Source organism: Haloactinopolyspora sp., assembly GCF_027324685.1.
Taxonomy (GTDB): Bacteria; Actinomycetota; Actinomycetes; order Jiangellales; family Jiangellaceae; genus Haloactinopolyspora.
Map to the genome: position 1 here is coordinate 23,090 of NZ_DAHVSH010000156.1, position 12,334 is coordinate 35,423.

The window sequence follows — 12,334 nt, forward strand, 5'->3', positions numbered from 1 at the left end:
GGAACTAGTCAACTAAGCGCGCCGTTCCAGTAACCGGCACGCCGGTCGTTCAGCCGTCGCGTTGGTCCGGGTGCCGCCGCAAGTGCACGATGCTGGCCACGAGGCCGCCCCAGACGATGACGATCGCCACGATCATCATCACCACAGCCGCGGTGCTCATGTGCGCTCCCCTCGCTCGGCCACCGGTAGGTCGACGGGCTGGAAGTCGTCCGACCGCCGCCACGGGAACAACGAGGCGACGATGCCGAAGACCAGCGCGCCGATCGCGACACCTCCGCCCACGAGCAGGAGGAAGTCGGTGGAGTACCCGCCGTAGTTGACTTCGAACTCCTGGCGCAGGCTGTCCCACATCATCCAGCCGAGAACGACCGGCGTCACGATGCCGAGCAGGACCTGCCACCAGGTGCCGAGCCGCACGGCCGAGGTGGCGTTGACGTGCTCCTGCAGCATCGGCAGCTTACGCAGCACCCAGGCGAGCACGATGACGATGACGAGCGCAGCCATGGCGACGCCGTACTGGTTGATGAAGTGGTCGGCGACGTCGAGGTAGTGCAGCCCCTGGGCCGTCGGGAACAGCAGGATCGACACCACCGCGATGCCTCCGCCGACGATCAGCACCGCCGGTATGCGCGCCAGGCCGGTGCGATCCTGCACCGTCGACACCACGACCTGCACGATGCTGATCAACGATGTCACGCCGGCGATGACCAGCGAGAGGAAGAACAGCACGCCGAAGAAGCCGGCTCCCGCGGTCAACGTGGAGATGATCTGCGGGAACGCGATGAACGCCAGCCCGACACCGTCGCTGGCGACCTCGCCGACGGCGACGCCGCTGGCAGCGGCCATGAAACCCACGGTGGCGAACACACCGATACCGGCGAGGATCTCGAACGAGCTGTTGGCGAAGCCGGCCACCAGGGCCGAACCCGACAGATCCGCGCGCCGGTGCAGGTGCGAGGCGTACGTGATCATGATGCCGAACCCGATGGACAGCGAGAAGAAAATCTGCCCGTAGGCGGCCACCCAGACGCTGCCGTCGGTGATGGCGGACCAGTCCGGGGTGAACAGCGCGTCCAGCCCCAGCTCGGCGCCGTCCAGGGTCACCGCACGCACCACGAGAATGCCGAACAGGACGACCAACAGCGGGATGAAGAACATGTTCGCGCGTTGGATGCCGTGGCGGATCCCGAGCGCGAGCACGCCGATGACGAACACCCAGACCGCCACGAGCGGCCAGAACACGCCGGAGACGTACTCGGAGACCGTCCCGACGTCTCCGACCTGGAGGAACTTCTCCATCAAGAACGCTTCGGGGTCCGAACCCCAGTCCTGCTGGATCGAGAAGCCCGCGTAGCGCACCGCCCACGCGATGATGACCGCGTAGTAGGCGGCGATCACGAACGAGATGGCTACCTGCCACCAGCCGATGAATTCCAGCCGCCGGTCGATCCGGCGGAAGGCCAGCGGGGGCGAGCCACGGAAGCGGTGCCCGATGGAGTAGGCCAGGATCAGGAAGGGGATGCCGGCGGTCAACAAGGCGACGAGGTACGGCACCAGGAAGGCGCCGCCGCCGTTCTGGTAGGCCACGTACGGGAACCGCCAGATGTTGCCCAGCCCGACGGCCGAGCCGATGGCGGCCAGGAGGAACCCGGCCCGGCTTCCCCACTGCTCCCGTTGGTTCTGTTCCTGCATCGATTTCCTCACGCCGCGACTCGAGGCGGTCCGGCGCCGCAGCGATCGGACCGTACCGTGCGTACCCGCCAGTCGGCCGGTGAAACCCGGCTCAGCGTCTGCGCAATTGGTGGGCGGCGTCGACGGCCCAGTACGTGAGCACGATGTCGGCGCCGGCCCGGCGGATGGAGGTGAGCGCCTCGATGACCGCTCGGTCGCGGTCGATCCAGCCCTGGGCCGCCGCGGCTTCGATCATCGAGTACTCACCGGAGACCTGATACGCCGCGACCGGCACGTCGACCAGGTCGCGGACCCGGGCCACCACGTCCAGGTAGGACATCGCGGGCTTGACCATGACCATGTCGGCGCCCTCGTCGACGTCCAACGCGGTCTCGCGCAACGCCTCCAGGGCATTGGCCGGGTCCTGCTGGTAGGTCAGCCGGTCGCCGCTCAGCGACGACTCGACCGCGTCGCGGAACGGCCCGTAGAATGCCGAGGCGTACTTCGTCGCGTACGCCAGGATCGCCACGTCGGTGTGCCCGGCGCCGTCGAGTGCGCGCCGCACGGCCCGAACCTGGCCGTCCATCATCCCGCTGGGGCCGACGACGTGCACGCCCGCCTCGGCCTGCGCCAGCGCCATCTGCGCGTACCGGTCCAGCGTCGCGTCGTTGTCGACGGTGCCGTCGGCGGCGAGGACGCCGCAGTGGCCGTGGTCGGTGAACTCGTCGAGACACAGGTCGGCCATGACCACCGTCGCGTCACCCACCTCAGCGACGACCTCACGGATGGCGGCGTTGAGCGGGCCGTCAGCGTCGGTCCCGCGCGAGCCGATGGCGTCCTTGTGCTCGGGGATCGCGAACAGCATCAACCCGCCGACCCCGGCTTCGACGGCTTCGACCACCGCTTTGCGCAGCGACTCCATGGTGTGCTGCACCACGCCGGGCATCGAGGGCACCGGGCGTGGTTCCTCCGCGCCTTCCCGGACGAACATCGGCAGCACCAGGTGCCGCGGCTCGAGCGTCGTCTGTGCGACGAGCCGACGCATCGCGTTGGTCGTGCGCAGGCGGCGGGGCCGGCTGTCCGGATACGCCATGACGACTTCCTTCCTGAACCGACGCGGGTGAGCACCACGAGGCGTTCGCCCGCATCACCATGCATGCAAGCCTGCTGGAGCAGGAGATTACCCAGTGAACATGATCATTTCGGCGGAAGCCGGTGAATGGTCACTCACTGGGCGCTCTTGCGGCGAGCGGTCGTGCGGCGGCGCTGCGACGGGCGTAGCACCGGCTCGCCGGCTTCGATCATGGCCAGCCGCCGCGACGCACCGAACTGGGCCAGCGCGTCGGCGAGGGCTTCCACCGACGGCTCCGGCGCCAGGACGTCGACGCGCAGGCCGTGCTCCTCGGCCGTCTTCGCCGTGGCCGGGCCGATGCAGGCCACCACCGTGGTCGCGTGCGGCTTGCCGGCGATGCCGACCAGGTTGCGCACCGTGGACGACGACGTGAACGCGACGGCGTCGAACTTGCCGGTCTTGATCGCGTCCCGGGTCTCCGCCGGCGGCGGGGCGGCCCGGACCGTCCGGTACGCAGTGACGTCGTCGACCTCCCAGCCCATCTCGATCAAGCCGGCAGCCAGCGTCTCGGTCGCGATGTCGGCGCGCGGCAGGAACACCCGGTTGATCGGGTCGAGGACTTCGTCGTACGGCGGCCAGTCGGCCAGCAGGCCGACCGCGGACTGCTCACCCGAGGGCACCAGGTCCGGCTCGATCCCCCACGCCCGCAGCGCGTCGGCGGTCTTCTCACCCACCGCGGCCACCTTCAGGCCCGACAGCGCCCGAGCGTCGAGGCCGTAGGCCGTCAGCTTCTCCTTCACCGCCCGCAACGCGTTGACCGAGGTGAACGCGATCCACTCGTAGCGGCCCTCGACCATCCCGCGCACCGCCTTGTCGATCTGCTGCGGGTTGCGCGGCGGCTCGACGGAGATGGTCGGCACCTCCTCGGGCACCGCACCGGAGCGACGCAGCGACGCCGACAACGCGCCGGCCTGCTCCTTGGTCCGCGGCACCAGAACCCGCCAACCGAACAGCGGCTTCGTCTCGAACCACGACAGGGCGTCGCGATGCTCGACGGCATCGCCCACGATCACCACGTACGGCGGCTCGATCTTGGCGGTCCGGGTGTCCACGGCGACCTCGCCCAGGGTGGACACGACCGTCTGCTGCTCGACCGTGCTGCCCGAGGCGACCACGGCCACCGGCGTGGACGGTACCCGGCCGGCGTCGACGAGCGCCTCGGCCACGTGGGCGAGCTGCTCGGTGACCCCGGTGAGGACCAGCGTGTCGGCCGCGGCCGACCGCAGGTCGATCTTGCCGGCCACGTCCATCAGCTGAGCGCTGCGACGACGCCCGGCCACCAGCGGGATCCCTGCATGCGTGGCCACCGACGTCCCCGTCGGGACACCGGCGATGACTTCGAACGGCACCCCGGCCTTGGCGCAGGCCAGCGCCTCGTCCGCCCCGGTGGAGTGCGTGAACGGGTCGCCACCGAGCAGGCGCACGACGTGACGTCCGTCCTTGGCCGACTGCACGACGCGGCGCCCCCGCGCCGCGGCGGTGAGAGTCACGCCTTCGTCGTCGACACCGACCTCGATGACATCGACGGACTCCGGTGCATGCGCCAGGGCCGCACGGTGGGCGGTCTCGTCGATGACGACGACATCCGCGCGTTCGAGCGCCTCGACCGCCCGGACGGTGAGCAGCCCCGGGTCGCCGGGGCCGGCGCCGACAAACGCGACGCCACCTTCTTCGGTGCGCTCGTGCGCACGTCGCGAAGTGGTCACGGGACTATCTCCTCCTACGACGCCGGTTCGTTGGCATCGACCACTGCCCCGGCACCGTCGCCGAGCAGTTCCTGCGCGAGCTCGCGCCCGAGCTGCTCGGCCCTGTTCACCGGGCCGGTGGCTGACTTGCGGATACTCACAGCACCGTCGCGGGACGCCACGACGGCGCGGACATACAGCTCGAGGCCGTTTTCACCCTCGGCCGCCTCGGCGTACGCCCCCACCGGGGCGGTACAGCCTGCCTCGAGCGTGGCGAGGAGGGAACGTTCAGCGGTGACCGCCGCCCGGGTACCGAAGTCGTCGAGCGTGGCCAGGACGGCGGCCAGGTCGGCGTCGTCGGAGCGGCACTCGACGCCCAGAGCGCCTTGGCCGGGAGCGGGCAGGACCTGAAGCGGGTCGATCACCTCGGTGATGACGTCGAGTCGGCCCAGCCGCGCCAGGCCGGCGCGGGCCAGCACGACGCCGTCGAGTTCACCCTCGCTCACCTTCGCCAGCCGGGTCCCGACGTTGCCGCGGATGTCGACGATGTCGAGGTCGAGGCCGAGGGCGCGCAGTTGCGCCTCCCGGCGAGGAGAGCCGGTTCCCAGCCGAGACCCCGGCGGGAGGTCGGACAGTTTCAGCCCGTCGCGGGCGCACAGCGCATCGCGCGGGTCCTCCCGCAGCGGAATCCCCGCGACGACCAGGCCGTCGGCCGGAGCGGTGGGCAGGTCCTTCAACGAGTGCACGGCGAGGTCGACCCGCCCGTCGAGCACCGCTTCGCGCAACGCCGCGACGAACACGCCGGTGCCGCCGATGGACGACAGCGACGCTCGCGACACGTCGCCTCGCGTGGTGATCTCGACGAGCTCCACGTCGTGGCCTGCGGCCCGGAGCGCGTCGGCCACCGTGCCGGCCTGGGCGAGTGCAAGGGCACTGCCCCGAGTACCCAGTCGCAGCACGGCGGGCAGCTGACTCGACATCACGTGTCCAACTCCTCGATGGGCGAGCCCGACGTCGGGTCGGGCTTCGCCACGGCATCGACCGACCGGCGGTCGAGGGCGAACAGTTCCCGCAGCGCGGCCTCGTACGAAGCACCGTCGGGCAGCGCGGCGAGCTCCTTGACGCGCACCGTCGGCGCGTGCAACAGCTTGTCGACGACTCGGCGCACGGTCTTCGAAACCTCGGCACGCGTGCGTTCGTCGAGGTCAGGCAGGCGCCCGGTCATCCTGGCCAGCTCGGCCGCCACGACGTCGTCCGCCATGGACCGCAGCGCGACGACGGTGGGGGCGACCTCGGCCACCCGTCGGGCGGTGGTGTATCCGGCGACTTCCTCGGCCACGATCGCCTCGACCGCGGCGATGTCGTCGGCCAGGGACCGCACGTCGTCGACGTCGTCGGCGGCAGCGTCGCTCAACCGGGACAGATCGACCAGCTCGACACCCGGCAGCTCGGCTACCGCAGCGTCGACGTCGTGGGGCAGGGCGAGGTCGACGATGCCGAGCGGACGGCCCCGGCGGCGTGCGACCGCTGCCTCGATCACCTCGAACGGGAGAACGATCCCGGCAGCGCCGGTGCACGACATCACCAGGTCGACGTCGTCGAGGGCATCGTCGAGGCCGTTCATCGACGCGGTCCGCCCCGACACCGATGCGGCCAGGCGCTCGGCTCGTTCGGGGGTCCGGTTGGCGACGACGACGCCGGCTCCCTCGCGCGCGAGCGTGCTCGCGGCCAGCGCCGCCATCGAACCTGCGCCGATGACCAGCGCCCGGGTGTCACGGACCAGATCGCGCCACCGGGCTCCACCGGTCTGCGCGCCGGGCGAGCTCGGTCCGGTCAGCGTCGGCAACACCCGCGCCAGGCCGAGTGTCACCAGCGACCGGCCCGCGGCGTCGATGCCGGTCTCGGCGTGCGTGCGCTTGCCGACCCGCAGCGCGGTCTGGAACAGCTCGGTCAGTACCCGTCCCGCCGCGCCGGAGGTCTGCGCCAGCCGGAAGGCCTCGCGGACCTGGCCCAGGATCTGCGTCTCACCCACGACCATCGACTCCAGGCCGCTGACCATGCGGAACAGGTGCGACACCGCACGCTCGCCGTAATGCACGTAGAGGTACGGCGTGAGCGCGTCGAGAGCGACCCCGGTATGGGTGGCCAACAGGTTGCTGATCTCGTCGACGCCGCCGTGGAAGGTGGCGGTGTCGACGTAGAGCTCGAGGCGATTGCAGGTGCTCACCACGACCGCCTCGGACAGGTGCGCCGACGAGGGCAACTCGTCGAGCATCTTCGTCACGTCATCGCGCCCGATGGCGACGTTCTCGAGGACGTCGACCGGTGCGCTGCGATGCGACAGACCGATGGCCAGGATGCTCATCCGTTCACCGCCTCGGCCAGCTCGGCGGCCTGTTCCGCGGTCAGCGCGAGCGCGGCGCCGTTCTTGCGCTGTTCGTGATACGCCAGGATCTGCAGCTCCGTGGACAGGTCCACCTTGCGCAGGTCGACACCCTCGGGCACCTGCACGATGGCCGGGGCGAAGTTCAGGATGCTGGTGACTCCGGCGGCGACGAGGCGGTCGCAGACCGGCTGGGCCGCTCTGGCCGGAGTCGCGACCACGCCGATGTGGATGTCGAGGTCGTTGATCAGCTGTTCGAGCTCGTCGGTGTGGCGCACCTCGAGGCCCGCGACCTTCTCGCCGGTGCGTTTCGGATCGGCATCGACCAACGCGGCGATCCGGAATCCGCGGGAGGCGAACCCGCCGTAGTTCGCCAAGGCGTGCCCGAGGTTGCCGATGCCGACGATGACCACGGCCCAGTCCTGGGTGAGACCGATCTCACGGGAAATCTGGTGCCGCAGGAAGTCCACTTCGTACCCGACGCCGCGGGTCCCGTAGGACCCCAGGTACGACAGATCTTTGCGGAGCTTCGCCGAGTTGACGCCGGCTGAGGTCGCCAGTTCCTCCGAGGACACGGTGGCTACGCCGCGCTCGACCAACGCGGTCAGGGCCCGCAAGTAGAGGGGCAGCCGCGCGACAGTGGCCTCCGGCACCCCTCGCGCGGGCGGCACACCCGGCGTCGGTGTCTCTGTCGAGCTGCTGGTTCGGGTCACGGCACTCCCCGGTTGGCCGGCCCGGACGGCACCGTCAGGGGGCGGTGTCAGCTCCGGAACCGGCAGAACGTACGATGCGCCCCACCCTAGGACACTTGTGAAGGCGTGCACAAAGTTGCGAACGGCGTCACGTTCTTGTAGGAGTGGGCCGGACGGTGCCCGTCAGCGTTCCCAGTCGACCTGCTCAGAGCGGTAGAAGGCGACCGACAGGGCCTGCCACAGCCGGACGTGACCGGCCAGCCGGGCCCGGAAGTGATCCCAGTCTCGTCGCGCTTGCGGCGTCCAGGCGACTTCGGCGACCGCGGGGAGCCGCGGGAACGTCATGACCTCGATGTCGGCCATCGTGGTGATCGTCTCGGTCCACAAGGCCGCCTCGACGCCGTCGACCACGGTGTCGTCCACGCCGTCGACGAGGGTTCCCGGATCCCACCCGTAGGCGTCGTGGACGTCGACGCAGCCGGCCCAGTCTTGCCCGAGGTGCCAGTCGTCGTGGTACTTCATGTCGAGGTAGACATGCGCGGCCGGTGACATGATCAGCCGGGCGCCGGCACGCGCCGCCTCAGCTGCCTGCTCCGGCTGCCGCGTGTTCCAGTACTGCACCAGCGCGTCAGGACCGAGTCCCGCGCGGACGATCTCCTGCCACCCCACGGCCTGCTTGCCGGAGCTCGCCACCACGGGCACGGTGTCGCGCATGAACCGGACGTAGTCGTCCGGTGGTGTGCTCAGCGCCTCGTCCCCGCCGATGTGCACGTACGGCCCAGGGGTGAGCTCGGCGACCTCGGTCAGCACAGCCCGCACGAACTTCGCGGTCTGCGGTGAGTCGACCCGCAGCGAGCTGAAGCCCACCCTGGTTCCGGTGTACGGCTCCGGTGGCTGCTCGGATGCCGAGAGCTCCGGGTAGGCCACGAGCGCGGCGTTGGTGTGCCCCGGCAGGTCGATCTCGGGGACGATCGTGACGTAGCGCTGCGCCGCGTAGGCCACGATCTCGCGATAGGCCGCCTTCGACAGGTAGCCGCCCGGTCCGCCGCCGACCTGGCCGCGCCCACCGACCCGGGCCAGCTCGGGCCAGCCGTCGATCTCCAGGCGCCAGCCCTGGTCGTCGCTGAGGTGCAGGTGCACGACATTGATCTTGTACAGCGCGACCAGATCGATGAACCGTTCGATGTCGGCCGTGCCGAAGAAGTGCCGGGCGATGTCCAGCATCATGCCGCGCCAGCCGAACCGCGGCACGTCCCGCACCCGCACGCCGGGGACGGCCCGATCGCCGGCGGGCACCAGCTGGCGTAGCGTCTGGGCGCCGTAGAACAGCCCGGCCGGCGCTGCTGCTCGGATGACCACCTCTTCGGCGGTCACCGTCAGCTCGTACCCCTCGCGGCCGAGGGACTCATCGGTGATCAGGGCGAGCCGGACCGCTGCATTCGCCTGAGGTGTCGCGCCCGGGGTCACCGGCAACGGCAGGCCCGTGGCGCTGCGTAGGTGTGCGGCGAGTTGCTCGGCGAGCCTGGTGGGTTCGGCGCCCGGGTCCGGGACCAGCACGGTGGAGTCGTCGAGGACGAAGGGCGTGCCGCCGGTTTCGAGCTCGGCCGGCCACGGCACGAGCGAGAGTTCGGTTGTCATGAGATCAACGCCCGGCGCAGTCGCTGCGCATCGACCCGCCAGAAGTCGTGCCGGGCGCCGTCGACGAACGTCACCGGGATCTGCTCGCCGTAGTCACGCTCGAGGTCGGCGTCGCCGGTGATGTCGCGTTCGGTCCAGGCGACGTCGAGTTCGGCGCAGACCTCGTGGATGACCGTGCGCGCTTCGTCACACAGGTGGCACCCGGGCCTGGTCAGCACCAGCACCCGCGCCGTGTCCGACATACCGCCTCCTCCTGGACCATTCCGGTCGCACATCCTACTCAGCCACCGTTTTGTAATCTGGGGCCCATGCGGCTGCGGCGACGATCCGCGGGCCTGGACCACACCTCCCGCGCCGGCGATGTCGCGGCCAGCACGGCCGAGGCGGTCGCCGGAATCGACAGTCACCCGGACTCCCGGGTGGCGGCGTTCTTCGACCTCGACAACACCGTGCTGCGTGGTGCGTCGCTGTTCTATCTCGCGCGCGGCATGTACGCCCGGGGGCTCCTGCGCACCGGCGACATCGCCCGGTTCGGCTACCGGCAGCTGCGCTTCGCTCTGGGTGCTGAAGACCACGAGCACATCGACCAAGCCCGCGCGGCGGCGCTGTCGTTGATCGCCGGGCGCTCGGTCGCCGAGTTGTTCGAAGTGGCCGAGGAGTCTTTCGACGAATGGATGGCGGACAAGATCTGGCCGGGCACCCAGGCCATCGCCCGGATGCACGTCGACCAGGGCCACCGCGTGTGGCTCGTGACCGCCGCGCCGGTCGAGGTCGCGGGGCTGATCGCCCAGCGGTTGGGCCTCACCGGGGCGCTGGGCACCGTGGCCGAGCATGTCGGCGGCTACTACACCGGCCGCCTCGTCGGCCACCTCCTGCACGGCGAAGCCAAGGCGTCGGCCGTGGCGTCGCTGGCCGTACGCGAAGACCTCGATCTGGCTCGCTGCTCGGCCTACAGCGACTCGGCCAACGACATCCCGATGCTGTCGCTCGTGGGCGCGCCGTGCGCGGTCAACCCGGACCGCAAGCTGCGCCGGCACGCGCGCCAGCGCGGCTGGCGCATCCGCGACTACCGGGGCCGGCGGCGCAACACGACCCTCGGCATCGCCGCCGGAGTCGGCGCCACCGCCGGTGGGGTCGTCGGGGTGACCGCCGCCCGGCGCCGTCGCTGACCGCAGCGAGCCAGCCCCGGCCGGAGGTTCAGCGCCAGGTCAGCCGAAGGCCGGCCCGCGCAGTTCCAACAGTTCGTGCAAGGTGCCCTGGATGGTGTCGCGCACCTGGTCGGTCAGCTCGAAGACGACCATGGGATCGTCGGCGGCTTCGGCGTCGTACTCGTCGGTGCGGATGGGCTCGCCGAACTCGATGACCCACTTGGACGGCAACGGGATCGCGCCCAGCGGACCGAGCCACGGGAAGGTCGGCGTGATCGGGACGTACGGCAGCCCGAGCACCCGCGCCAGGTAACCGGCATTGGCGATCATCGGGTAAATCTCCTCGGCCCCGACGATGGAGCACGGGATGATCGGCGCCCGGGCCCGCAGCGCCGCGGAGACGAAGCCGCCCCGGCCGAAGCGTTGCAGCTGGTAGCGCTGCGAGAACGGTTTGCCGATCCCTTTGAAACCCTCGGGCCACACCCCCACCACCTGGCCGTCGCCCAGCAACGCTTGGACGTCGTCGGCGCAGGCCAGCGTCGATCCGCCCTTGCGCGCCAGATCGGAGACCACCGGGAGCTGGAACACGAGGGTCGCGCCCAGCGTGCGCAGGTGCCGCGACGCCGGATGCTCGTCGTGCACCGCCAACTGCGTCATCAACGAATCGAGCGGGATGGTGCCGGAGTGGTTGGCGACCACCAGTGCCGCGCCGGAGTCCGGGATGTTGCTCACCCCGCGCACGTCGACGCGGAACCAGTGCCGATACAGCGGGCGCAAGATGGGCATCAGCACGTTCTCGGTGAGCTCGGCGTCGAAGCCGAACGGGTCGACCTCGAAGTCGCCGGCCAGGCGACGTCCGGCGAAGGAGATCAAGCGGTCCAGTCGCTGTGCGTCGGCACCGAGACGGTCCCGGATCACCTGCCCGACGAACGCGGCGGCCTGCTCGATGGCGCCGGGCTTGGCCTCGTGGTCGTCACCGCTGTCCGGACCCGGTGTGGCTTCGTCCGCGGGCTCGCTCATGACACCGACTCCTCACGGCCCGCCGGCGCGCTCAAGAGATCGCGAAGCCCGCGTTCGGCAGACCTGATGCGCTCCGGGCCGAGCCAGCCGCAGCCCGCGCGCGCCTGGACGAAGTCGTCGAAGGCGGCCACGGTGCCGAAGGCGGGTTCGAACTGGAGCTGCTCACGCATCCGGGTGGTGTCCACGCCGCGACCGTAGGTCAGGAAGCGGACCTGCGCGGAGTCCATGTCGGCCAGGCCGGTACGCCGCATGAGCCCGCCGACCAGCGGTGTCCCGAGCGTCGGCAGGGGCAGCACCATCCGCCCCGCGCGGCGCAGCGCTTGACTGAGCACGAGGAAGTCGGGCCCGGCGACGTTGAAGATGCCCGGGTAGTCGCCGAGCGTCGCGTGGCGCAGCACGTCGAGGCAGTCCTGCTCGTGGACCAGCTGGAAGCGCGGGTCGCGCCCGAGCGCGATCGGCACGACCGGCAGCAGGAAGTACTCCGACAGCGCCGTGCGGATGGTGGGGCCGACGACGTTGGCCAGGCGCAGGATCGTCACGTCGATGTCAGGTCGGCGGCGAGAGAAACCGCGGACGTAGCCCTCGACCTCGCTCGCGTCCTTCTCGTATCCGCCGCGCGCCACCGTGCCCGGAACCATGTCTTCGGTGAACAGCGCGGGTGCGTTCGGCCCGGCACCGTAGACCGTCGTGGACGACTTCACCACGAGCTTGCACACGCTGTCCGAGCGTTGGCACGCCGCCAACAGCTGCATGGTGCCGATGACGTTCTGCTCTTTCATCGCCGCTCGCCCGCCGGCCGCGGGGTCGGGCGCGGTCACCACGCCCAGGTGCACCACGATGTCGGCGTCCAGCGCGGCGATCACTCCGGCGCCGGTGGTCAAGTCAGCCTGAACCAACTCCACCCCGGAGAGCCATTCGGCGTACTCCGGTGGCGGCGGCGCCTGATCTACCCCGATGACCCGGCC

12 protein-coding genes are annotated in these 12,334 nt (G+C 70.4%); 1 reads left to right on the forward strand and 11 read right to left on the reverse strand.

What is annotated here, in order from left to right; all coding sequences use genetic code 11:
* Window positions 1–49: 49 nt before the first annotated feature.
* The 9 genes from M6444_RS16980 to M6444_RS17020 form a co-directional block, all read right to left on the reverse strand.
* Window positions 50–160 carry a methionine/alanine import family NSS transporter small subunit gene (locus tag M6444_RS16980; RefSeq protein ID WP_298330060.1) on the reverse strand — a complete coding sequence of 37 codons (111 nt, stop codon included), beginning with the start codon at window positions 158–160 and terminating at the stop codon, window positions 50–52.
* Entirely contained in the window at window positions 157–1,692 is a 1,536-nt protein-coding gene (locus tag M6444_RS16985) for a sodium-dependent transporter (RefSeq protein ID WP_298330063.1), read from the reverse strand. Before M6444_RS16985 ends, M6444_RS16980 begins: the two co-directional genes overlap by 4 nt.
* A 91-nt stretch (window positions 1,693–1,783) precedes the next feature.
* Entirely contained in the window at window positions 1,784–2,764 is a 981-nt protein-coding gene (gene hemB / locus M6444_RS16990) for a porphobilinogen synthase (protein ID WP_298330066.1), read from the reverse strand.
* 134 nt (window positions 2,765–2,898) lie between these two features.
* Window positions 2,899–4,509, reverse strand: coding sequence for a bifunctional uroporphyrinogen-III C-methyltransferase/uroporphyrinogen-III synthase (locus M6444_RS16995; protein ID WP_298330069.1), 1,611 nt, complete (start codon window positions 4,507–4,509; stop codon window positions 2,899–2,901).
* Between the two features lie 14 nt (window positions 4,510–4,523).
* Complete coding sequence (gene hemC, locus M6444_RS17000; protein ID WP_298330087.1) at window positions 4,524–5,468, reverse strand: hydroxymethylbilane synthase; 945 nt, start codon at window positions 5,466–5,468, stop codon at window positions 4,524–4,526.
* Window positions 5,468–6,853, reverse strand: a complete 1,386-nt coding sequence (locus M6444_RS17005; RefSeq protein ID WP_298330071.1) for a glutamyl-tRNA reductase — start codon at window positions 6,851–6,853, stop codon at window positions 5,468–5,470. The genes hemC and M6444_RS17005 overlap by 1 nt, the downstream gene beginning before the upstream one ends.
* The gene (locus M6444_RS17010) at window positions 6,850–7,584 is read right to left on the reverse strand and encodes a redox-sensing transcriptional repressor Rex (RefSeq protein ID WP_298330073.1); all 735 of its coding nucleotides are present in this window, start codon (window positions 7,582–7,584) and stop codon (window positions 6,850–6,852) included. Before M6444_RS17010 ends, M6444_RS17005 begins: the two co-directional genes overlap by 4 nt.
* 162 nt (window positions 7,585–7,746) lie before the next feature.
* A complete protein-coding gene (locus M6444_RS17015) occupies window positions 7,747–9,201 on the reverse strand; it encodes a beta-N-acetylhexosaminidase (RefSeq protein ID WP_298330075.1) in 1,455 nt (484 codons plus the stop codon).
* Complete coding sequence (locus M6444_RS17020) at window positions 9,198–9,443, reverse strand: glutaredoxin family protein (protein WP_298330078.1); 246 nt, start codon at window positions 9,441–9,443, stop codon at window positions 9,198–9,200. Before M6444_RS17020 ends, M6444_RS17015 begins: the two co-directional genes overlap by 4 nt.
* Before the next feature lie 66 nt (window positions 9,444–9,509).
* Here M6444_RS17020 and M6444_RS17025 point away from each other — a divergent pair, with 66 nt between their 5' ends.
* Window positions 9,510–10,370 (forward strand): HAD-IB family hydrolase, encoded by an 861-nt coding sequence (locus M6444_RS17025; RefSeq protein ID WP_298330081.1) that lies wholly within the window; start codon window positions 9,510–9,512, stop codon window positions 10,368–10,370.
* Window positions 10,371–10,409: 39 nt separating this feature from the next.
* Here the strand turns inward: M6444_RS17025 and M6444_RS17030 are convergent, their stop codons facing one another.
* Both M6444_RS17030 and M6444_RS17035 read right to left on the reverse strand, forming a co-directional pair.
* On the reverse strand, window positions 10,410–11,369 hold the full coding sequence (locus M6444_RS17030; RefSeq protein ID WP_298330083.1) for a lysophospholipid acyltransferase family protein: 960 nt from the start codon (window positions 11,367–11,369) through the stop codon (window positions 10,410–10,412).
* The coding region (locus M6444_RS17035; protein ID WP_298330085.1) for an NAD-dependent epimerase/dehydratase family protein at window positions 11,366–12,334 on the reverse strand (969 nt) is incomplete at its 5' end. The genes M6444_RS17035 and M6444_RS17030, both read right to left, overlap by 4 nt.